The organism is Acetobacter ascendens, assembly GCF_001766235.1.
GTDB classification, from domain to species: domain Bacteria; phylum Pseudomonadota; class Alphaproteobacteria; order Acetobacterales; family Acetobacteraceae; genus Acetobacter; species Acetobacter ascendens.
Window position 1 is genome coordinate 2,263,938 of the sequence record NZ_CP015164.1, and the last position, 22,812, is coordinate 2,286,749.

The 22,812-nt window shown below is 53.8% G+C and carries 20 protein-coding genes and 1 pseudogene; 8 read left to right on the forward strand and 13 right to left on the reverse strand.

From position 1 onward, the window contains the following. Nucleotides 1-120: 120 nt before the first annotated feature. Nucleotides 121-1,081 (forward strand): annotated as a pseudogene (locus A4S02_RS11100) (DMT family transporter). Between the two features lie 9 nt (nt 1,082-1,090). On the opposite strand, the gene A4S02_RS15320 reads toward A4S02_RS11100, so the two are convergent. The 9 genes from A4S02_RS15320 to A4S02_RS11140 all read right to left on the reverse strand — a co-directional run bounded on the left by A4S02_RS15320 (nt 1,091) and on the right by A4S02_RS11140 (nt 10,876). Beyond that, entirely contained in the window at nt 1,091-1,261 is a 171-nt protein-coding gene (locus A4S02_RS15320) for a DUF1328 domain-containing protein (protein WP_003623804.1), read from the reverse strand. Between the two features lie 132 nt (nt 1,262-1,393). Beyond that, complete coding sequence (locus tag A4S02_RS11105) at nt 1,394-2,152, reverse strand: hypothetical protein (protein WP_019088781.1); 759 nt, start codon at nt 2,150-2,152, stop codon at nt 1,394-1,396. A 121-nt stretch (nt 2,153-2,273) separates the two neighbouring features. Further along, a complete protein-coding gene (gene purH / locus A4S02_RS11110) occupies nt 2,274-3,851 on the reverse strand; it encodes a bifunctional phosphoribosylaminoimidazolecarboxamide formyltransferase/IMP cyclohydrolase (RefSeq protein ID WP_070324255.1) in 1,578 nt (525 codons plus the stop codon). A 98-nt stretch (nt 3,852-3,949) separates the two neighbouring features. Further along, a complete protein-coding gene (gene trmB / locus A4S02_RS11115) occupies nt 3,950-4,687 on the reverse strand; it encodes a tRNA (guanine(46)-N(7))-methyltransferase TrmB (RefSeq protein WP_019088783.1) in 738 nt (245 codons plus the stop codon). Between the two features lie 18 nt (nt 4,688-4,705). Beyond that, on the reverse strand, nt 4,706-5,893 hold the full coding sequence (metK, locus tag A4S02_RS11120; protein WP_070323814.1) for a methionine adenosyltransferase: 1,188 nt from the start codon (nt 5,891-5,893) through the stop codon (nt 4,706-4,708). Between the two features lie 188 nt (nt 5,894-6,081). After that, nucleotides 6,082-6,861: a 4-hydroxy-tetrahydrodipicolinate reductase gene (dapB, locus tag A4S02_RS11125; protein ID WP_070323815.1), complete on the reverse strand. Its 780-nt coding sequence runs from the start codon at nt 6,859-6,861 to the stop codon at nt 6,082-6,084. A 6-nt stretch (nt 6,862-6,867) separates the two neighbouring features. Beyond that, nucleotides 6,868-8,010, reverse strand: coding sequence for a molecular chaperone DnaJ (gene dnaJ / locus A4S02_RS11130; RefSeq protein ID WP_019088785.1), 1,143 nt, complete (start codon nt 8,008-8,010; stop codon nt 6,868-6,870). Nucleotides 8,011-8,165: 155 nt separating this feature from the next. Next, nucleotides 8,166-10,070 carry a molecular chaperone DnaK gene (gene dnaK, locus A4S02_RS11135; protein ID WP_070323816.1) on the reverse strand — a complete coding sequence of 635 codons (1,905 nt, stop codon included), beginning with the start codon at nt 10,068-10,070 and terminating at the stop codon, nt 8,166-8,168. Nucleotides 10,071-10,279: 209 nt separating this feature from the next. After that, on the reverse strand, nt 10,280-10,876 hold the full coding sequence (locus tag A4S02_RS11140) for a nucleotide exchange factor GrpE (protein ID WP_070323817.1): 597 nt from the start codon (nt 10,874-10,876) through the stop codon (nt 10,280-10,282). 194 nt (nt 10,877-11,070) lie between these two features. On the opposite strand from A4S02_RS11140, the gene A4S02_RS11145 reads away from it, so the two are divergent. Continuing rightward, a complete protein-coding gene (locus A4S02_RS11145) occupies nt 11,071-11,784 on the forward strand; it encodes a response regulator transcription factor (protein ID WP_003623821.1) in 714 nt (237 codons plus the stop codon). A 9-nt stretch (nt 11,785-11,793) separates the two neighbouring features. Continuing rightward, nucleotides 11,794-13,596 (forward strand): ATP-binding protein, encoded by a 1,803-nt coding sequence (locus A4S02_RS11150; RefSeq protein WP_070323818.1) that lies wholly within the window; start codon nt 11,794-11,796, stop codon nt 13,594-13,596. Nucleotides 13,597-13,616: 20 nt separating this feature from the next. On the opposite strand, the gene A4S02_RS11155 is transcribed toward A4S02_RS11150, so the two are convergent. Then, on the reverse strand, nt 13,617-14,015 hold the full coding sequence (locus A4S02_RS11155) for a RidA family protein (protein ID WP_019088789.1): 399 nt from the start codon (nt 14,013-14,015) through the stop codon (nt 13,617-13,619). A gap of 264 nt (nt 14,016-14,279) precedes the next feature. Here A4S02_RS11155 and rapZ point away from each other — a divergent pair, with 264 nt between their 5' ends. Further along, entirely contained in the window at nt 14,280-15,260 is a 981-nt protein-coding gene (gene rapZ, locus A4S02_RS11160) for an RNase adapter RapZ (protein ID WP_070323819.1), read from the forward strand. A gap of 25 nt (nt 15,261-15,285) precedes the next feature. Here rapZ and A4S02_RS11165 read toward each other — a convergent pair whose 3' ends face one another. Next, the gene (locus A4S02_RS11165; protein WP_070323820.1) at nt 15,286-15,894 is read right to left on the reverse strand and encodes a YqgE/AlgH family protein; all 609 of its coding nucleotides are present in this window, start codon (nt 15,892-15,894) and stop codon (nt 15,286-15,288) included. A gap of 114 nt (nt 15,895-16,008) precedes the next feature. Here A4S02_RS11165 and A4S02_RS11170 point away from each other — a divergent pair, with 114 nt between their 5' ends. Together A4S02_RS11170 and A4S02_RS11175 are read left to right on the forward strand one after the other, a co-directional pair. After that, complete coding sequence (locus A4S02_RS11170) at nt 16,009-16,926, forward strand: polyphosphate kinase 2 family protein (RefSeq protein ID WP_070323821.1); 918 nt, start codon at nt 16,009-16,011, stop codon at nt 16,924-16,926. Between the two features lie 6 nt (nt 16,927-16,932). Then, nucleotides 16,933-17,436 (forward strand): DUF3465 domain-containing protein, encoded by a 504-nt coding sequence (locus A4S02_RS11175; RefSeq protein WP_070323822.1) that lies wholly within the window; start codon nt 16,933-16,935, stop codon nt 17,434-17,436. Nucleotides 17,437-17,529: 93 nt separating this feature from the next. Here A4S02_RS11175 and clpA read toward each other — a convergent pair whose 3' ends face one another. Then, complete coding sequence (gene clpA / locus A4S02_RS11180) at nt 17,530-19,875, reverse strand: ATP-dependent Clp protease ATP-binding subunit ClpA (protein ID WP_019088794.1); 2,346 nt, start codon at nt 19,873-19,875, stop codon at nt 17,530-17,532. Between the two features lie 166 nt (nt 19,876-20,041). Next, the gene (gene clpS, locus A4S02_RS11185; protein ID WP_003623838.1) at nt 20,042-20,419 is read right to left on the reverse strand and encodes an ATP-dependent Clp protease adapter ClpS; all 378 of its coding nucleotides are present in this window, start codon (nt 20,417-20,419) and stop codon (nt 20,042-20,044) included. A 314-nt stretch (nt 20,420-20,733) separates the two neighbouring features. On the opposite strand from clpS, the gene A4S02_RS11190 reads away from it, so the two are divergent. Further along, nucleotides 20,734-21,882 (forward strand): D-alanyl-D-alanine carboxypeptidase family protein, encoded by a 1,149-nt coding sequence (locus A4S02_RS11190; RefSeq protein WP_070323823.1) that lies wholly within the window; start codon nt 20,734-20,736, stop codon nt 21,880-21,882. 124 nt (nt 21,883-22,006) lie between these two features. Continuing rightward, nucleotides 22,007-22,807 (forward strand): type I methionyl aminopeptidase, encoded by an 801-nt coding sequence (map, locus tag A4S02_RS11195; protein WP_019088796.1) that lies wholly within the window; start codon nt 22,007-22,009, stop codon nt 22,805-22,807. Nucleotides 22,808-22,812: the final 5 nt, after the last annotated feature.

Genomic DNA, 22,812 nt, shown 5'->3' on the forward strand with positions numbered 1-22,812 from the left:
AGCTGATACCTGCAAAAAGCATAGTGTCTGCTCCAATACTCTTTTAGACAGGCATTAACCTTTCTCCGGCAAGATAAAGCCGGAACTGGTTTTTTCCGGTTTTTTGCATGGTAGAATAGAATGACGTCTTCCCGCTCTCTCACACTTGGTGTGCTTAATGGTATGGGAAGCGGTGCATTATGGGGCACTGTATTTATTGTTCCCCTGCTTCTGCATGATTTTACATCACTACAAATGACAGCCGGGCGTTACATTGTTTACGGCCTGATCTCTCTGGCCTTGCTGTTGCCCCGCTGGAACATTCTTAAAAACATTCTGGGAAAAGCCGAGTGGATTGCGCTCATCCGCTTATCCGTTCTGGGCAATGTTCTGTATTACATTCTGCTTTCCACCGCCATTACAACCGTAGGCGGCCCCGTAACCACGCTTATTATTGGATTTCTACCCATTGCTGTGCTGGTTATGGGTATCCGGGCAGGCAGCAGTATCCATATTAAACAGATTGCCGCCCCGATGAGCTTAAGCGTTATTGGCATTCTGCTTATTGTTTCACGCAGTTTTACGGCTCATGCAGCAGCTACTCCGGCGCATTCGGTTGCTTTTTCCACTCAGGTTATTGGATTGTTGTGTGCTGTAGGGGCTTTGGCATCATGGACATTGTATGCTGTTGAAAACACACGCTGGCTGTTAAAAACCTCTACCGTGAGCGACCATGACTGGTCTCTGCTTACAGGCGTTGTTACTGGCGCACTGGCCCTTGTGCTGGTTATTCCCGCTTTTGTTTTTCAGGCTGCGCCCCATGCTTGGCTAGATTGGGCACGTTTTTGGGGAGTATGCAGCACTACGGCTCTTTTGGCTTCTGTGGTGGCCAACGGGTTATGGAACCGAGCCTCCCGCCTGCTGCCGCTAACGCTTTCTGGGCAAATGATTATTTTTGAAACGCTGTTTGCCCTGCTTTACAGCTTTGTATGGGCGCACCGTTGGCCCAGCCTTGTAGAATTTTGTGCTATTATCTGCCTGATAACAGGTGTGCTGTGGTGCACGGCAGCCCACCGCAACACCACACAACACATCTGAATAAAGGCTAAAATCAGGTTCGGGGCGTGCGGCCAAAAAAGAGGCTGATCACCAGCAGCACTACAAACACAAACAGCAGAATTTTAGCTATTTCTGTAAAGTTACCTGCCGCGCCAGAAAACCCGAATATGGATGCCAGAAGGGCAAAAATTAGAAAAATCAGAACCCAGCGTAAAATAGCCATCTACTTTCTCCCTTCCGCCACACGTCAACACGTATGACTGTTAGTGCCCTGTAGTAGAAAGGCTAACGCACAAAAGCGGCAACAGTTTGCTATTACCGCTTTGAGCTTAAGCTATACGCCTATAGGGCGGCTTTAGTGTTCTTCTGCTCCGGGAATAATATCGTAAGCAGGGCTACCGGCAGGCGGCCCGGGTGGCGGGGCATCACCCACAGCAATGCCCACCATTTTTTCGGTTGAAGCACCAATTTCTCGCGCATCAATAGCTGTGCCCAGTTCACCACTGCTGCCTGTGCCAACAGCATAGAGCATTTGCCCCGGTGTAAGCAGGTTAGCCACACGCGCTGCTTCACGCGGGGCAATGCAGACAACGGAGTGATCCTTAAGAATCACGCCCGAAAGCTCCCCGTTGGCATTGTAAAGCTGCTGCCAGATTTCGCCATGCAGCACCAAATCTGGACCAGCAATCATTTCTGTAGAATGCACGGGCATGGCAATAAAGTTATCCTGCATGCCACGGCCACGCGGACTGGTAATTCCAAATGCCCGGATAATAGGCAGTGTACGGCCTTTTAACCCGCGGATGGAAATAGCATCCCCCGGTTTAACCAGCCCAGCCAATGCGTGCGTTTGTTCAGGAGAAACAAAAACCTGCGTGCCATCTTCCAGCACCAGCCCAAACACACCACCATGCGGAGAAGGCAGAAACTGCGCGACCTTGCCGCTAAAGGAAGGCAAGCCAGAAAGATCATACACACCATCTGCCTGCTTTTCTGTGTGTGTCTGCCTAGCAGAAAAGGACTCTGCCTTGGTGGCAGGCGTTTTATGTGCTGGCGCGGCTACAGCCACGGAAGACACGAATAATGCAGCAGACAAAGAAAGCAGATAGCGCATAGCCCAACCGATTATGAAACGCTGCCCCCGCCCATATGTGCACGGGGGACAGCATTGCGTGAGATTCGTGGCCCTATTCTTTGCCACGAACTGTCATTCCCGCAAGAGCGGGAAAAGCGTGTCAGTGGCGGAAATGGCGCATACCAGTAAACACCATGGCAATACCGGCGGCATCTGCAGCGGCAATCACCTCATTATCACGGATGGAACCACCGGGCTGGATAACTGCTGTGGCCCCAGCGGCAACAATGGTTTCCAGACCATCTGCAAACGGGAAGAACGCATCAGATGCTGCAACAGAACCCTGCGTAAGCGGTGTGTCCTGCCCGGCTGCCTTTGCGGCCTCACCACTTTTGGAAGCGGCAATACGAGCAGAATCCACGCGGCTCATCTGGCCAGCGCCAATGCCCACCGTAGCGCCGCCCTTGGCATACACAATGGCGTTAGACTTAACGTGTTTGGCCACGCGGAATGCAAAAATCAGATCCTGCATTTCCTGTTCTGTCGGGGCGCGCTTTGTCACCACCTTCAGGCCTTCACGGCTGATCTGTCCGTTATCACGCGTTTGGGCCAGAAAACCACCGGCTACGGAACGCACCACAATGCCTTCTGCCGCAGGGTTAGGCAGACCACCGGTCAGCAGCAGGCGCAGGTTCTTTTTGCGGGACAGAAGCGCCTTGGCATCTTCTTCCGCATCCGGAGCCACAATTACTTCCGTAAAGATGGTGGAAATCTTTTCTGCCGTAGCTGCATCCAGCGTGCGGTTAAGGGCCACAATGCCCCCAAAAGCAGAAACCGGATCGCACCGCAGGGCCTGATCCCACGCTGCTGTCAGTGAAGGTGCAACAGCCACGCCGCAGGGGTTGGCATGCTTTACAATCACAACGGCCGGGCTATCAAATTCGGCAACAGCCTCAAACGCAGCATCGGTATCATTGATGTTGTTGTAGGAGAGAGACTTGCCCTGCACCTGCTCAGCCGTCGCCACACCGGGGCGCACTGTGCCATCACGATAGAAAGCGGCCTTCTGGTGCGGGTTTTCACCGTAGCGCAGAATTTCTGCACGCTGGCCAGCCATAATAAAGCGTTCAGGGAAAGGCTGCTGAGCCTGCTTGGCAAACCATGCGGCAATAGCGGCATCGTAAGCTGCAGTACGGGCATACGCAGCACCAGCATAGGCACGGCGTGTTTCCAGCGTGGTGCCACCATCGCCCAACGCATTAATCAGCCCTTCATACTGGGCTGGGTCTGTCAGCACCACCACATGAGCGTGATTTTTGGCTGCAGCGCGAATAAGTGCCGTGCCGCCGATATCAATGTTTTCAATGCAGGTGTCTGCATCTGCGCCAGAGGCAACCGTTTTTTCAAACGGGTACAAATTTACAGCCACCAGATCGATCGGGCTAATGCCGTGCTCTTCCATCTGGGCTACATGGGCAGGCAGATCACGCCGGCCCAGAATGCCACCATGAATTTTGGGCACCAGTGTTTTCACCCGGCCATCCAGAATTTCGGGAAAGCCTGTGTAATCCGAAACTTCCGTAACAGGGATACCCGCATCGCGCAGCGCCTTGGCAGACCCCCCGGTAGAAAGAATTTCTGCCCCCTGCGCTGCAAGAGCACGGGCAAGATCAAGCAGACCCGTTTTATCGGAAACAGAAACAAGGGCACGACGGATAGGCAGCGTCGTCTGGCTCATAGCGGACCTTTCGCATGGCAAAAACGTAATGCGAGCTGATGAACCCACATGCCACATGCGGACCATCAACCGAGGGGTGAAAAACGACAAAACCCGCCTTAACGGCGGGTAAATGTCCAGTACATAGGCTGGCGGCCAGCAGCAATGGCCTTGGCCTCATACCGAGTGGGGAACCAGCCTTCTGGCCGGGTTAAAACGGGTTCGGGCGCTTCAAAGTAATCCTGTGCCGCCATCACTTCCTGCACCCACGCTTGATAGGTGGGATCATCACTGGCAACGCGCCACACGGCACCGGGCTTAAGCACGCGGGCAGCCAGCGCCACATTTTGTGGATGCACAAAGCGCCGCTTAGCATGGCGTGCCTTGGGCCACGGATCTGGAAACATCAGGAACAACCTGTCCAGACACGCATCAGGCAGCACATTTAGCACCTGCCGGGCATCATCATCCCACAGCCGCAGCATTTCTGGCACGGGAGCAGTTGCTTCTTCCCCTACCGGCACAAGGCGGCTTAACAGGGAGCACAAACCGTTATGGAAAACTTCGGAGGCAATATACCCCACTTCGGGGTGTGCATTGGTTTGGGCAAGTACGTGCTCCCCCCCACCAAAGCCAACCTCAAACCAGATCTGTTCTGGCTTGTGGCCAAAAACAGAAGCCGGATCTGCCGCACGTTCTAGCGGAAAACGCATACGCGGCAGGGTTTCATCCAGCAGCCGTTCCTGACGGGGACGCAACGGATGCCCACGCTGGCGGCCATACAGCCGCTCTGGCGGGGGTTTAACATCTGTTACCACAGGCTGAGCATTTTCAGCCGAACCTTTTGCCTCCGCCATGAACAGAACGCCCTAAACTTAGCGGTTCAGCGCGCTACGCAGGGCATCAACCAGATCGGTCTGTTCCCACGTAAAGGTGTCCAGCTTTGCATCTGGCTTGCGGCCAAAGTGACCATAAGCAGATGTAACAGCATAAATCGGGCGGTTCAGACGCAGGTGCTTACGGATACCACGCGGGGTAAGATCCATAACTTCACGCAGCACATCACCCAGACGGTTTTCATCTACGTCCTTGCCGGTTTCATCCAGATCCACATAGACGGACAGCGGATGAGACACGCCAATGGCGTAGGAAAGCTGAATGGTGCAACGGTCTGCCAACCCAGCGGCCACAACGTTTTTGGCCAGATAACGGCAGGCATAAGCTGCAGAACGGTCAACCTTCGTGGGGTCCTTACCAGAGAATGCACCGCCACCATGCGGGGCTGCACCACCATAGGTATCCACAATAATCTTACGGCCTGTTAGCCCGCAGTCACCATCCGGGCCGCCAATTACGAACACACCCGTGGGGTTAACGTAGAATTCTTTTTCCGGCGGCACCCAGCCTTCGGGCAGCACATTCTTAACCACCTGACCCAGACGGCCACGCAGTTCTTCCTGATTGATGCCTTCATCATGCTGGGTGGAGATCACCACCGAGGTAGCACCAACCGGACGGCCATTTACATAACGCAGGGTAACCTGGCTTTTGGCATCCGGCTGCAGGCCAGCCACAATCGGGTCACCCGCACGGCGCAGATCACGCATTTCATGCAGAATGCGGTGCGCATAGTAGATGGGGGCTGGCATAAGGGTATCGGTTTCGTTCGAGGCGTACCCGAACATGATCCCCTGATCGCCTGCGCCTTCATCTTTCTCGGCTGCGCTATCAACGCCTACCGCAATATCGGCAGACTGCGCATGCAGATAATTGGCTGCTTCCGCACGGCGCCAGGAAAAACCTTCCTGATCGTAACCGATATCTTTGACAGCTTCGCGCGCCAGTTCAATCAGCTTGTCCGATGTAACGGAAGATGGGCCACGCACTTCACCCGCAAGAATGATGCGGTTGGTGGTTACCAGCGTTTCACAGGCAACGCGGGCTTCCGGATCTGCCGCAAGATAAGCGTCCAGAACGGTATCGCTGATCCGGTCAGCAACTTTATCGGGATGGCCTTCGGAAACAGACTCCGAAGTAAACAGAAAATCGCCGTCTTTACGCATGATGGTGCCGTTTGCCCCACGCACTGTGAAAAAGGAAACAGAAGCCCGCCCTAAAAAAGGGGGACGAGGTCGTATGAAGGGATAGAAAGCAGCGGTCAAGAGTATTGGCCAAACAGGCCACCCAGAAACGCCGTTTTCAGCCTTGCGCCCAACGCGGGGCGGACACTGCCCGCCCCTTTAAGTTGGCATTATAGCGGGGGCAGGCCCAGCACATCTTCCATGCTGTAAAGGCCGGGTTTGTGCCCTTTTACCCACTTGGCAGCACGTACCGCACCTGTGGCAAAAATGCGCCGATCAAACGCACGATGGCCCAGAACAATCTGCTCATCGGCTGATGTGAACAATACTTCATGTTCGCCCACAATCTGCCCACCGCGCAGGGCTGCAAAGCCAATGGCCCCTTCCTTACGGGGGCCAGTATGGCCATCACGCCCACTTTCGCGCACGTCTGCCAGCTTTACACCACGCCCTTGCGCCACGGCCTCACCAATAGCCAAGGCTGTACCTGATGGCGCATCCACTTTCTGCCTATGGTGCATTTCCACAATTTCAGCATCGTAGGAGTCTGCCGGCAGCACGCGTGCCATCATCTGCGCCAAACGCTGTACCAATGTGACACCGGGAGAGTAATTGGCAGCATGCACCACAGCAATTTTTTCTGCTGCTTTGTTTACGGCTGCCTGTTGCTCTGCTGAAAGGCCAGTTGTGCCTAGCACCCATGCCGTACCTGCTGCTGCTAATGCCTGTGCGTTCGGGATAACCGTATCAGCGTGGGTGAAATCGATCACCACATCGCTGTTGGCTGCAAGCTCAGCCATATCCTTAAACAGCGCCACCCCTTGGGGCAGGCCACTGGCAGCTTCTGGCTTACGTGTTGTGCCACCAGAAAGAATTGCCCCTGCAGCTTGCACTTCTTCTACTAAAAGACGGCCCACGCGCCCCGTTATGCCTGCAATACCGATACGCATGAGCGCTTATTCCTTCCCTTCAAAAAAGTCCCGCACGCGGCGGAAGAAGCCAGTATGTTCGGGGCTTTGCTTCACATCCTCACCGGCTTCTTTTTCAAATTCTTCCAGCAGTTCACGCTGACGCTTGCTGAGGTTTTGTGGTGTTTCCACCGCAACCTGAATGTACATATCGCCACGGGCGGTGGAACGCAGAACCGAGAACCCTTTACCACGCAGGCGGAAATGCGCGCCTGTTTGCGTGCCAGCCGGAATTTTCACCTTGGTGCGAGAGCCATCAATAACAGGCACTTCAATTTCTGTACCCAAAGCAGCTTGCGCCATGCGCAACGGCACACGGCAATAGATATTGGCACCATCGCGCTGGAAGATACCGTGTTCATCTATGGAAATCTGAATATACAGATCACCCGGCGGAACACCGTTACCCCCAGCCTCTCCTTCGCCAGAAAGGCGGATGCGGGTGCCCTCTTCCACCCCGGCAGGAATCTGCACTTCAACCGTGCGTTCTTTTTCTATGGTGCCTTCACCGTGGCAAACCTTGCAGGGGTTTTTCACCACCTTGCCAGCGCCATGACAGGTTGGGCATGGGCGTTCCACCACAAAGAAACCCTGCTGCGCCCGCACTTTGCCTGCGCCGTGGCAGCTTGGGCAAACTTCAACACCCGATGCACCATCGTTAGAGCCTGTGCCGTGGCAGGATTCGCACGCTACACGGGTAATTACCCGCACATCTTTCTTTACGCCGGCAAAAGCTTCTTCCAGCGTGATTTCAACATGAGTCTGGATATCATTACCGGTGCGGGCACGGCCACCACGGCGACCGCCCATCATGTCACCAAACATCTGTTCGAAAATATCGCCCAGACCACCGCCACCAAAGCCACCGCTAAAGTCAAACCCGCCGGGGCCAGGGCCACCACCTTCAAACGCCGCATGGCCGTACTGGTCATACGCAGCGCGCTTTTGTTCGTCCTTCAGGATATCGTAGGCTTGGTTGATTTCCTTAAATTTAGCTTCTGCTGCATCATCCCCCGGGTTCCGGTCGGGATGATACTTCATGGCCAGCCTGCGATAAGATTTCTTGAGTTCATCAGCCGTGGCTGTCCGGGAAACTTCAAGAATTGCGTAATAATCGAGCTGAGTGGCCATGGAAGTCCTCTTGTCGGGGGCTGCCTCTAAAGCATGAGCACAGCATTTGTCCGAAACAACAAAAAGCGCCCGCCTTACAATGAAGCGCGGACGCCAGTAATAAAGTAAAGGGTGACTATGTTTGTCACATAGTCACCCTTGTGCATAGCGTCCGATCAGGACTTCTTGCTGTCGTTCACGTCTTCAAAGTCAGCGTCAACGATCTCTTTTTCGTCCGGCTTTGCAGCTTCTGCTTCCGGAGCTGCTTCACCAGCCTGACCAGCCTTGTAAGCGGCTTCACCCACCTTCATAGCTGCCTGTGTCAGGCGTTCGGTTGCGCTTTTCAGAGCTTCTGCATCGGCGCCTTCCATCGCGGCCTTAACAGCAGCAATGGCGCTTTCTGCTTCGCTCTTTTCTGCGGCCGGAACCTTGTCACCAGCTTCAGTCAGAGACTTTTCAGTCTGGTGCACCAAAGCTTCAGCATTGTTGCGCAGTTCTACCTGCTCACGCTTGGCTTTATCGGCTTCAGCGTTGGCTTCAGCGTCTTTCACCATTTTGTCGATATCGGTATCGGACAGACCACCAGAAGCCTGGATCTTGATCTGCTGTTCCTTACCGGTTGCCTTATCCTTAGCGGACACGGACACAATGCCGTTGGCATCAATATCGAAGGTCACTTCAATCTGTGGCACGCCACGCGGAGCTGCGGGAATACCCGTAAGGTCAAAGTTACCAAGCAGCTTGTTATCGGCTGCCATTTCGCGCTCGCCCTGATAGACCTTAATGGTCACGGCGTTCTGGTTATCTTCCGCCGTGGAGAACACCTGGCTCTTTTTGGTCGGAATAGTTGTGTTGCGGTCGATCAGACGGGTGAACACACCACCCAGCGTTTCAATACCCAGAGAAAGCGGGGTTACGTCCAGCAGCAGAACGTCTTTCACATCACCCTTCAGAACGGCACCCTGAATAGCGGCACCAATAGCCACAACTTCATCGGGGTTCACGTTACGAGCAGGGTCTTTGCCAAAGAAGCCTTTAACCGTTTCGATAACCTTGGGCATACGGGTCATACCGCCAATCAGAATGACTTCGTCAATCTGAGAAGCAGACAGGCCAGCATCCTTCAGCGCTGCCTTACAGGGTTCCAGCGTACGCTGCACCAGATCGTCCACAAGGCTTTCCAGCTTAGCGCGGGTCAGCTTCAGAACAAGGTGTTTCGGGCCAGACGCATCGGCCGTGATGAACGGCAGGTTGATTTCTGTTTCCTTGGAGGAAGACAGTTCGATCTTGGCTTTTTCTGCCGCTTCTTTCAGACGCTGCAGAGCCAGCTTGTCAGACCGCAGATCAATACCCTGTTCGCGTTTGAACTCGTCTGCCAGATAACCGATGATGCGGTTATCAAAGTCTTCACCACCCAGGAACGTATCGCCATTGGTGGATTTGACTTCAATCACACCATCAGAAATTTCCAGAACGGAAACGTCAAACGTGCCACCACCAAGGTCATACACAGCCACGGTGCCGCCGCTTTTCTTTTCCAGCCCGTAAGCCAGAGCAGCTGCTGTGGGTTCGTTGATAATACGCAGCACTTCAAGGCCTGCAATCTTACCTGCATCCTTGGTTGCCTGACGCTGGGCATCGTTAAAGTAAGCCGGAACGGTAATAACGGCCTGAGAAACTTTTTCGCCCAGATAGGATTCAGCCGTTTCCTTCATTTTGCCCAGAACGAAGGCGGAAATCTGTGAGGGGGCATATTTTTTGCCGCGCGCCTCAACCCATGCATCGCCATTTTCACCCTGGACGATGGCATAGGGCACCATTTCCTTGTCTTTCTGGACAGTCGGATCATCAAAACGACGACCGATCAGACGCTTAACAGCGTAGAAAGTGTTAGCTGGGTTGGTAACTGCCTGACGCTTTGCAGCCTGCCCCACCAGCATTTCACCACCTTCGGTGAAAGCCACCATTGACGGGGTGGTGCGTGCGCCTTCGCTGTTTTCGATAACCTTAGTTTCGTTACCTTCACGCACTGCAACGCAGGAGTTGGTAGTACCAAGGTCGATACCAATAACTTTACTCATTATATATTCCCTTTCAGCGACCTTATTTGGCCCGAAGCACCACAAAAGGCCCTTGCTTTCATTTACTTACCTATTCCTGCCCTTAATTGGGTTCAAGAAACAGGCTTGAATGATAAACCTGATGTATGGTGGCGCTTTCTCTTTTTCAAGAAGGGAAAACACCTTGGCAGGCAGGATTTTTCACCTGCCGCCATGCCGTAACCTCCTGATCAGGAAGCCTTGGCAACCACCACCATGGCTGGCTTAAGCAGGCGCCCGTGCAGCGTCCATGTTGGCGTCCAAGCCTGCATGACCGTACCGGGTTCGTGCTCAGCGCTCGGCTGTTCTGCCATAGCCTGATGCAGGTTGGCATCAAACGGCTTACCTGCTGGGTCATCACACTTGATACCGTGACGCTCCAGAATGGAAATAAAGGAGCGTTCCGTGCTTTCAATGCCTTCACGCATTTTGGTCAGCACAGAATCTTCGCCTTCCTGCGCAGGTGGCAGGCTAGCCAGCGCACGACGCAGGTTTTCTGCGGCTTCCACCACATCACGCGCAAATTTTTGCACGGCGTACTGGCGGGCATCATCCAGATCACGCTTGGCGCGGGCGCGCAGGTTCTGGTTTTCAGCCTCTGAACGCAGCCACTTTTCCTTAAATTCGGCAGCGCTCTGCTCAAGTTCATGAATACGCGCTTCCGGGTCTTCTGGCTGACCGTTCTGCGCAGCTTCAGCAGCAGCTTCGTGTTCTGGAGCCGTCTGCTCGGCCGGGGCCGGCTGTGCTGCCGGCGTTTCGACCTGTGTGGGATCTGTATCTTGGGTCATGCCTTTTGAAGTAAGCAACACAATCGCCGCCGACAAGACCCGCCACCCCTGCCATGTGCATGATTTTATGCCCTAACTACACAATGCTGAAAAAAGCTGGCCGAATTCTGGACAGGGGCACTTGGCAGGATAGGATGGCAGGGCCTAGTCTATAGGGCTTGCTCGCATGGCAGCAGGGAAGGACAACGCAGACAATGACAGAGCGCACCAAGCAGACAATTGCGCTGGTGGATGATGACCGCAATATCCTGACATCGGTGCAGATGACGCTGGAGGCAGAAGGCTTCAATGTTCGCACATATACAGATGGCGAATCGGCCTTACAGGGTTTAACGGCTTATCCGGTTGATCTGGCTGTTCTGGATATCAAAATGCCCCGCATGGATGGCATGGAACTTCTGCAACGGTTACGCACCCGCTCCAACCTGCCTGTCATTTTCCTGTCCTCCAAGAACGAGGAAGTTGACCAGCTTATGGGGCTGCGCCTTGGGGCGGATGATTACATCACCAAACCGTTCTCCCAACGCCTGCTGCTAGAGCGTATTCGTGCCCTTCTGCGCCGGAATGAAGTGAGCCGTGCAGAAGCCAATGGTGAACCTACAGGCGGCGCACTGGTGCGTGGCAACCTTTCCTTGGATGAGCTGCGCCACAAATGCACATGGAAAGGGGAAGATGTGCCCCTGACCGTAACGGAATTTCTGTTGGTAAAAACACTCGCCCAGCGCCCCGGACTGGTGAAATCCCGCGATCAACTGATTGATGCTGCGTATGGAGACACCGTCTATGTGGATGACCGCACCATTGATAGCCATATCAAACGTGTGCGCAAAAAATTCCGCCAAGTGGATGACGAGTTCAACCAGATCGAAACCCTATACGGTATCGGTTACCGATATCGGGAAGACTGATCGCGGTTCATGACCAGCCAGCCCGCCTCTTCTTTTTTCAAGGCGCTGGCAGGCCGCATTAGTGGCCTGCATTATCTGTCCATGCCGGGCAACAAGCCCCGCAAAGGTAGCATAGAAGCCACAGCGGCTTATCAGGCATCCCGCACGCGGCTGATTTCTCCGCTGATGCGGCGGGTCTTGCTGGTTAACATTTTGCCGATTGCCCTGCTGGGCGTGACCATTCTGTTTCTGAACCAGTTTCGGAACGGCTTGCTGGCAACAGAAGTAACGGCGCTGCGTGAACAAGCCCGAATTTATGCGGGGGCATTGGGGCAAAGTGCCGTACGCGCATCGCACCCACACGCCACTAACCCGCAAGACCGTGCCTATGTGCTAGAAGAAACTCTGGCCCGCCCACTGCTGCTGCGGCTTACGGAACCAAGCCCCAACGCCCATGCCCGCCTGTTTGGGCCAGATGGCCGCCTTGTGGCTGACAATCTGGCAGATTGGCCTGAAACGGCAGAGCCCACCCCAGCTACACCGCGCAATGAACAGCGTGTCAAAACCATTCCTTTTCCACCAGTCACGCAGCCCGGCATTTATGAACGGTTTCTGACATGGCTATGGGGGAGCCATAATTCGGGCATTGTCACGCTGAATACGGATGAGGAAGACATTCCTGCCCGGCCCTCCGGCACAGCCATCGGCACAAAAGGCGCCCCGCCGCCGCCTCCACTGGAAGCGCCGCCCTATATCCGGCGCACCGCGCGGGGGCGCCTGATTATTACGGTGGCTGAACCCGTAATGCACGATGGCAGCACTATTGGCATTATTCAGCTTACCCGCGTGGCCTCACAGGTTGATCGTTCCCTATTTGCCATTCGGTCTTCCATTCTGTCTGTCTTTCTGATGGCACTTGTGCTGACGGTACTGCTTTCGTGGTACCTCTCACTCACCATTGCGCGGCCACTGTTGCGGCTGGCGGCATCGGCACAGGTTATGCGAGATGCAACTGGCCGCACGGGCACCGTGCCTGCCCGCTTGCTGGCCCGACGTGATGAAATTGGCGATGTGGCTCGCGCCCTGCAAGCCAGTGCACAAGCGCTCTGGAAGCGGATGGACGCCATTGAACGCTTTGCCGCAGATGTCAGTCACGAAATCAAAAATCCGCTGTCTTCCATCCGCTCGGCGATTGAAACACTGTTGCGTATTGAAGACCTGAACCAGCAGCGCCGCTTGCTGACCATTATCAACGATGATGTGCGCAGGCTGGACAGGCTAATTACCGATATTTCAGACGCCAGCCGTCTGGATGCAGAAATGTCTCGTGCAAAGGCCGAACCTGTTGCCATTGCACCACTGCTTTCTGTTCTGGCGGAAATTCAGCAGGCCACCCGGCAAGATGGGCAACCCATTGTGCAAACAAATGTGCAAGGGGATACGCCAGAAAGCCCGCTAGAAGTTCTGGCGGTAGAAGACCGGCTTGTGCAGGTTTTGCGCAACCTGATTGGTAATGCCATTTCCTTTTCTCCACCCAATGGTCACATCACCCTTTCGGCTATGCCAACAGGTAAGATGGTGATCATTTCTGTGGCAGATGAAGGCCCAGGCATTCCACAGGCTAAGCTGGATTCGATTTTTGACCGCTTTTATTCCGAGCGCCCGAAGAATGAAAACTTCGGCCAACACTCGGGCTTAGGGCTTTCTATCAGTCGGCAGATTATAGAAGCCCTGCACGGCACGATTTCTGTTGATAATCTGCACAACCAGAATGGGCAGGTTATTGGGGCCTGTTTTACCATTCAGCTTCCCCGGGTCATTGTAACCCGTTAGCCCGACACAACCGGGCACATTCAGAAAGCGTAATTTTCTTCCTCCGCTTCAGCCATTTCTTCCTGCACAACCAGCTCAAAAATAATTTTGGGCTGGGAAGAAGGTGCATCCTTCAACCACATCAGTGTCATGATTGGGGAAATGGAAGGGAAAAACTGCCGAAAAACGGGAAAACAGGAAGGGAAATTTTCGGCATCAGCAACTGTGCAGAGAATATGAGTGACATCATGCAAGGCATGCCCCTGCTTGGCCAGAAGCTCTACGCCTTGCTCCAGTGCTGCACGGCACTGCTCAGCCATCTCCAGCCCTTTGATATGCGGAGCCGTTATGCCTGAAAGAACAAATCCACCCGTTATATGTTTAAGATGCGGTGTATACTGTTTCACCAAAGCCCGATCTGCCTGTTGTTTTTGCGTCATGACAATGTCAGGACGTAAGGCAAGAACGAACGAACCGCAATTTTCTCTTTCGTAACAAACGCCTTGTTTTACGTCACAAAACGCAACGATGTGTTACGAAGTGATGCCTGCCTTGAGGATAATGCCTTCTCACAACCAGCCAAACTGCAGTAAAGTGGCTAAGCAAAGCACTTAACAGGTTTACTGGCTGATTCCGGGTTCTGGCACCTTTGTGCATTATCAATCAGCACCTACCAGCCTCAAGATGGAGAGGAAAAGCCGTTCATGGTTACGGCAGATGATACGCCTGCACCACGCCGCATTCTGCTGGTGTCCGGCCTATCTGGGGCGGGCAAATCCTCCATCCTGCGGATTCTGGAAGATCTGGAACACGAAGTTATCGACAACCCGCCACTTGGGATGTTGGATGATATTGTAGCCCGTGCAGAACGCCCGGTTGCCATTGGGGTAGATTCTCGCACCCGTGGGTTTGATGCTTCTGCCGTGTTGGAAGCCATGGCCCGCCTCCGCATGAACCCACACCTGCGTGTTGAACTGATTTATGCCACAGCAGATGAAAGCGTGCTGCTACGCCGCTATACGGCAACACGCCGCCGCCATCCGCTGGCACCACATGGCAGTATCAAAGAAGGCATTGAAGAAGAAATAGCCCTTACGGCTCCCCTACGGACTGCGGCTGATCTGGTTATTGATACAACAGATATGCCCCCGCCAGAGCTGCGACAATTTGTAGAAAGCCGCTTTAGCCCGTGGACAGGTGGCGCGCAGGAAGGCCTAACCGTAGCTTTGATGTCCTTCGCTTATCCAGCGGGCCTGCCGCGTGAAGCTGATATTGTTTTTGATGCCCGCTTCCTGCGCAACCCGCATTATGTGCCCGAACTGGCCCCAAAAACCGGGTTGGATGCTGATGTTGCGGAATATGTGGCAGAAGATCAGGATTACCTCCCCTTCCTCAACCAAATTCACGCCATGCTGCAACTGGTTCTACCCCGTTTTGTGCAGGAAGGTAAGAAATACGCCACCATTGCTATCGGATGTTCAGGCGGGCGACATCGCTCCGTAACCATTGTAGAAGCCTTGGCCAAAAAACTTTCCGCCCCGGATGGGATGGGAAGCTATGAAGGTGCAGGACAATGGCCCATTATGGTCATGCACCGTGAACTGGCCCGGCAGGGCATTACATCTTGGCGTTGGGCCAGAAAGCCTGTGGAGCCTGCCTTATCTGACCAATCACGGTCTCTCTAAAACCTAAAGCGTCAGCACACTGCCATCAGGCATGGCCCACCTGCCCGCTTAAGCGCAACGGATCAATATTGATAGAAGCCAATGCACGCCGCCACTTGGCTGCATGGTCACTTCCAAAAACAATATCCCGCGTGGCGGGCGCTACCAGCCATGCATCCTGCTGAAGAATTTCCTCTTCAAGTTGTCCGGCTGTCCAACTGGCGTGGCCCATCGCCAACAAGGCTTCTTGTGGGCCTTTGCCTGCGGCAATCTCCTTCAGCACATCCACACTGCCGGTTAACGCAACATTCGGACTGACAGATAGACTACTCTCCCCTTCCCATTCCGCAGAATGCAGCACAAGACCACGTCCCGCATCTACCGGGCCACCTGCGCATAAACCAATCCGCCGGACCGGGGGCATGGGCTGAATATCAAGTTGGGCTAACAACTCATCAAAGCTGGCCACAGCCAGACGCTTGTTCACCACAATTCCCATTGTGCCGGTATCTGGCGCATGTGCGCATATATAAATCACATTCTGAGCAAAAGGGGTTTGCGCCAACATGGGGGAAGCCACCAGCAACATACCTGCAAGAGAGTGTGCCTCTTCTGGCTCGGATGGCGCAGAAATAGAAGAATTTACGGATATCATACTAAGAATATGAGAAGTGCCCCTTTTTTTGACAAGATTGAACCTGCCTTTATGACTGACATATGCCCCACCACACTCCGTGAAGGGCAAATATTTTTGTAAGGCAATTATAGCATGAATACTCTTTCGCGCTTTCTGGATGCGCTAGACAGCTATCATGTTACGGATGGCAGCAAGTTTAAACTGAGCGCACATAATCCGAACGATGACGGCAATCTGGGCCTGACAAAAGCAGATGGAAAACTTCTGCTACGCAAAGTTAAAAGCCTTTTGCAAACATTGCAGGAACTTCTTTACGCCAACCAGACACACTCTCTACTGATTATTTTGCAAGGTATGGATGCCGCAGGCAAAGATGGCACCATCAAGCATGTAATGTCTGGCGTGAACCCTCAGGGGGTTTCCGTAACCTCTTTCAAACAACCCGGCCCGACTGAACTGCAACACGGTTTTTTATGGCGTATCCATACCGCCGCACCGCAGGCAGGGCGTATCGTTATTTTCAATCGCAGCCAGTATGAAGATGTGCTGGTTACCCGCGTGCACCCGGAATTGCTTCAGAACGCCCATCTGACAGGGGAAGTGAACACCCCTGAATTCTGGCAAGGCCGCTTTAGTGATATCCGCCATCTGGAACACTATTTCAGCCGCCAAGGCACTGTGGTGCTCAAATTTTTCCTGAACATCTCGCCCGAAGAACAGCGTAAACGCTTGCTGGCCCGGCTGGATATTCCAGAAAAGCGCTGGAAATTCTCACCTTCCGATTTGAAGGAACGTGAATTCTGGAAAGAATATGCCACCGCTTATCAAGATGCCATTTCTGAGACAGCACGCCCTTATGCGCCGTGGATTATCGTGCCTTCCAACCACAAATGGTATGCGCGCCTTGTAGTGATTAGCACCATTATTCGTGCCCTTAGAAACCTGCATCAGGTTACACCCAAGCCTGTGCCAGAAGTTGAACACTTTCTGGATGAATACCGCGCTCATCTTCTGGCTGAAAAAGGCCAGATCCCCACACCACAGAACTGAATTTTCATGACATCTTCACGTTTTCCCGCACTTATGCTGGCAGGCCTTACGGGTTTGGCAGCCTCTTTCCTCCCCTCTCCGGCACAAGCCCGATGGGGCTGGAAGCAGGAAGCTCCTGCGGCATCCTCTATGCCCGCAACCTGCAATAATCAGGATTTTCTGAGTAAACAGCAGGATTATGAAAACGGTGGCGCCAAAGGGGATACACCCGTCCATATCTGCGGCACCGTGCGTACTGTCAGCGCCAAGGCGCGCCATACCCGCAGCGGGTGGCATGGATATTTTTACGTAACCGTCGCTCCCAACATTTCCATCCGTATTGTGACCAATCTGGATGAAATGCACACGCCCTCATGGCCGTGGGTTAATAAGGGAGACCAAGTGGAAGTGGTAGGCCGTTATTACTACGATTCCTACCGCAAGCAGGGCATTGACTGGACCCACCGCGGCACTGGCAAATCCTGGCCAATTCCGGGCTCCGTTACAGTTAACGGTACAAAATACGACTGATCTTTTTACATTCCATGCAGCACATACAAACAGGGCCGCCAGATATTTTTTTCTGGCGGCCCTGCTGTTATTTACGCACGTGGCAGACATTCATCAGCCCGTTGCTTCTTCCTCATGCTCGCTGCCGTGGGTATCTTCCCCATTGCTGGAAGAGCTATTGCTGCTTTCAACAATATCAAACGCCAGTTCACCATTCTTCAGGCCGATTTTAACGGCTCCACCTTTTGCCAGCTTGCCAAACAACAGTTCTTCGGCCAGCGGCTTCTTGATGGATTCCTGAATAACACGCCCCAGAGGCCGTGCACCATACAGCCTGTCATACCCGCGCTCTGCCAGCCATTCCTTGGCAGCGGAAGATAGTTCGATGGTCACGTTGCGGTCTGCAAGCTGTGCTTCCAACTGCAGCACAAATTTTTCGACCACCTGCCCCACAATTTCAGGCGAGAGATGTGCAAACGGGATAATGGCATCCAAGCGATTGCGGAATTCTGGCGTGAACAGACGTTTGATGGCCTCTTCATCCTCACCTTCACGCACCTGACGGCCAAAGCCTACGGCTTCCTTGCTCATATCCGACGCACCAGCATTGGTGGTCATGATCAGGATGACATTACGGAAATCGACCGTCTTGCCGTTATGGTCCGTCAGCTTTCCATTATCCATCACCTGCAACAACACGTTGTACAGATCTGGATGTGCCTTTTCGATTTCATCCAGAAGCAGCACTGCATGTGGATGCTGATCAATGGCATCTGTCAGCAAACCACCCTGATCGAACCCAACATACCCCGGAGGTGCCCCCAACAAACGAGAGATGGAATGCCGCTCCATGTATTCGGACATATCGAAGCGAACCAGCTCAATCCCCAGCGCCGTTGCCAGTTGGCGCGCCACTTCTGTTTTACCAACCCCGGTAGGGCCAGAAAACAGATAGTTGCCAATCGGCTTTTCTGCATCACGCAGGCCAGCACGTGCCAGCTTAATAGCCGCTGACAAGGCATCAATGGCCTGATCCTGCCCGAACACCATGCCCTTCAGATCGCGTTCCAGAGAGCGCAGCACTTCCTTGTCATCCGCAGAAATGCTTTTGGGCGGAATGCGGGCAATACGCGCGATAATGTCTTCCACATCCTTCAGGTTCACCGTCTTGCGGCGGCGGCCTTCTGGCTGAAGCATGCGAGAAGCGCCTACCTCATCAATCACGTCAATCGCCTTATCGGGCAGCTTGCGGTCATGAATATACTTGGCAGACAGTTCCACTGCCGCGCGAATGGCTTCTTCTGTGTAACGCACCTTGTGGTGTTTTTCGTAGCTGCCTTTCAGGCCGCGCAGAATCTTCACCGCATCATCAATGGTGGGTTCAGGCACATCAATCTTCTGGAAGCGCCGCACAAGCGCACGGTCTTTTTCGAAGTGCTGCCGGAATTCCTTGTACGTTGTGGACCCAATGCAGCGCAGAGTGCCCGCTGCCAAAGCGGGTTTAAGCAGGTTGGAAGCATCCATCGCGCCGCCTGATGTTGCCCCGGCACCAATAACGGTGTGGATTTCATCAATAAACAGGATGGCGTGCGGGTCCTGATCCAGCTCTGTCACCACAGCTTTCAGGCGTTCTTCAAAATCACCGCGGTAACGTGTGCCCGCCAGCAATGCGCCCATATCCAACGAATAGATGGTGGATTTTAGAAGCACTTCTGGCACGTTACCTTCCACAATACGGCGAGCAAGCCCTTCCGCAATGGCGGTTTTACCTACACCCGGATCCCCCACATAAAGCGGGTTGTTCTTGGTGCGACGGCACAGAATCTGAATGGTACGCTCAATTTCCGTATCGCGCCCGATAAGCGGATCCACCTTACCGGCAATCGCCTTATCGTTCAGATTGACGCAATAGGTAGAAAGCGCATCCTGGTTGCCTTTCTGGCTCTTGCTTTCAGCCCGTTCGGGTTCTTCACCCTTTTCTGCATTGGATTCCGTACCCGCAACCGGGCGGCGCGTGGAACGATCCGGTGCTTTGGCAATACCGTGAGACAGAAAATTAACGGCATCCAGCCGTGTCATATCCTGCAACTGCAGGAAATACACTGCATGGCTTTCCCGTTCTGCAAACAGGGCCACAAGCACGTTTGCGCCTGTTACCTCATCCCGTCCGGTAGATTGCACATGAATAGCCGCCCGCTGAATAACACGCTGGAACGCGGCGGTGGGTTTTGGTTCTGTTGGCCGATCAGATGCCAGCCCGGCCAAATCCTTATCCAGAAAACCTGTCAGATCCGTGCGCAGGCGATCTAGATCCACCCCGCACGCCCGGAACACCGTAACGGCGTCCGCATCATCAACCAGGGCAAGAAGCAGATGCTCAAGCGTGGCGTATTCATGATGCCGTTCACCGGCCAGAATGAGCGCCCGATGTAGAGTCTGTTCGAGATTGCGTGACAACATGACGAGACGCTCCTTTCCCCAGACATTGCAGGCACGGTAGCAACGCTACCCACCATACCCGCAGCCCTTGTTATCATATTTGGCTGCTTCTTCAGGAAATGCGAGTCTTATTCCGCGTAAAAAACGCGTACCATGCCGTTTTTTGGCAATAACGTTGCAGAAGTGATCAGTCTTTTTCGATCGTGCACTGTAGTGGGTGCTGGTTTTGCCGTGCCAGATCCATAACTTGCGCCACCTTGGTTTCTGCTACTTCATAAGTGAACACACCACACACACCAACACCACGCCGATGCACATTGAGCATGATGTCTGTGGCCTCTTCCCGATTCTTCTGAAAAAAGCGTTCGAGCACGTACACCACAAATTCCATTGGGGTGTAATCATCATTCAGCATCAGCACTTTGTACATGGCAGGTTTGCGGGTTTTAGGCTTAGCCCGCACCACCACGCCAATATCAGCGCCATCATCTGAAGAATCCGTGCCTCCGCCACGGCGCAAAGGCCCATTACCCGTATGCAAAACAGGATCGCGATGCAGAACCATTATGGGCAAACTCCGGCAGCAGGTCAGACAAAATTATAAAGCTGTATCTTCCACCATATTGGTTACGGCAACCCCATATGGAAGAGGACATACCACGCCATACCTTTATAACGTGCCTCTGCCCTGCACGCTGCCATATTTGTGCCACATAGGCAGAACACACGAAAATATACACACTACCACGCCGCTAAAACTGAAACCCTGATTCGGATTTTTTCAGATTTATGCAGACGTGGGCTTGCGATCTTAAGCGGCAGACGGAATAGTAACCCTGCAGAAAGCAGGTGGGGGTGGCAGTGGCAAACAGGACAGTAATGCGGCACGCAAGAACGGCAGAAAATAATAAACTGCCCAAGCTGAAACGTAAAAAAACGCCCTCTTTGCGCAAATGGGTTGGCCTGCTGGCAGGATTAGCCATTGGCACCACAGCCACTTACGGTAAAGCACATGCACAGTATGCGGGGCAGTTAAGCTCTATTGTGGTGGATGCACGTACTGGCGCTGTTCTTTCGCAAGATGATCCAGACCTCCGCCGCTACCCGGCCAGCCTGACAAAGCTGATGACCCTGTACATGACATTCAACGCCCTGCGCGCTGGTGCCATCTCACTGGATCAGGCTGTGCCTGTTTCCATCCATGCCTCTACTATGGAACCCTCCAAACTCGGATTGGTTCCCGGCTCCCACCTTACGGTTGAGCAGGCCATTCTGGCTCTTGTTACCAAATCCGCCAACGATGCTGCCTGCGCATTGGGCGAACTGATTGGTGGCGGCAGCGAACCCCAGTTTGCCGCAATGATGACACAGCAGGCCCACTACTTGGGCATGAGCAACACCACCTTCCGCAATGCCTCTGGCCTGCCAGACCCGGACCAGATGACAACAGCGCGCGACTTGTCCACCCTAGGGCGCCGTCTGATTTCTGATTTCCCGGAATATTATCACTATTTTTCAACACCTTACTTCAGCTTCCATCGTCGCGTTATTCCCAACCATAACCCCATGCTGAAAGTGTATGCAGGGGCGGATGGCATGAAAACCGGTTACACGCAGGAAGCCGGGCGTAATCTGGTTACCTCCGCCATTCGCGATAACGTGCGGCTTGTGGGTGTCGTCATGGGGGCTTCCAGCAATACCCAGCGCTCATTAGTCATGGCTGATCAGCTAGACCGTGGGTTTGATGCAGAAGGTGTGGCTCCTGTTACTCGCCCCCTTATGTTGGCCCGTGCCCAAATTGGCACACGCACAACCCGCGGCCATCATGCACTTGTTATGGCAGCATCTGCCCACCGCCGCGTGGTAGAAGTGGCCTCAGCCCCTGCGGCACGGCGTGGCAGGCATGTTCTGGCCATGCCTGTTTCCGGTGGCCACCATGTACGGCTGATTGGTGCCAAGGTGCGGCCTGCAACGGCCACATCCTCCAAAAGTGCAGCCAAACACCATACAGCGCATAACCACACCTAAGTTTTTCTGCAGATTCTTCAGGCTTAGGCAATCCGCAACAGCATAAGCGGGTTGCCTTTGCTGCCTGCTAGCTCCATCTTGCGGCTGACGCGTTTAACGCCTGCAAAATTTAGGGAGCACCATTATGGCCGGCAGAGGCGGAATTATTCTGCATACTGAAGAAGATTTTAAAATGTTGCGTGCTGCCGGCCGTCTGGCAGCTTCTACGCTGGATATGATTACCCCTTACGTCAAACCCGGCGTAACCACAGGGGAGCTCGATCGTATTATTCATGAATACACGCTTGCGCATGACGCCGTGCCCGGCCCGCTGAATTATCGCGGGTACCCCAAAGCCTGCTGTATTTCCGTTAACCATGTTGTGTGCCACGGCATTCCCGGTGATCGCGTTCTGCAGGAAGGGGATATCGTTAACATTGATGTCACCCCAAAACTGAACGGCTGGTTCGGCGATAGCAGCCGCATGTACACGGTAGGCAAAGTATCCATCAAAGCTGCCAAGCTGATTACCGCAACCTATGAAAGCATGATGCGCGGGATTGAAGCCGTACGCCCTGGCGCCACGCTGGGTGATATTGGGTACGCCATTCAGAGCTATGCAGAAAAACACCGCTATTCCATTGTAGAAGACTTCTGCGGCCACGGCATTGGTCAGACCTTTCATACCGAGCCCAACATTCTGCACTACGGCCGCCCCGGCGAAGGTATGAAGCTGAAGGCAGGCATGGTCTTTACCATTGAACCCATGCTGAATATTGGCAAAGCGGATGTGAAAATTCTGGAAGATGGGTGGACGGCTGTCACGCGTGACCGCTCCCTTTCCGCCCAGTTTGAACACATGCTGGCCGTAACCGAAAAAGGTTATGAAATTTTCACACTTTCACCCGCTGGCTATACCTGCCCACCCTACCCTGTAAAAGGATAAGCCCC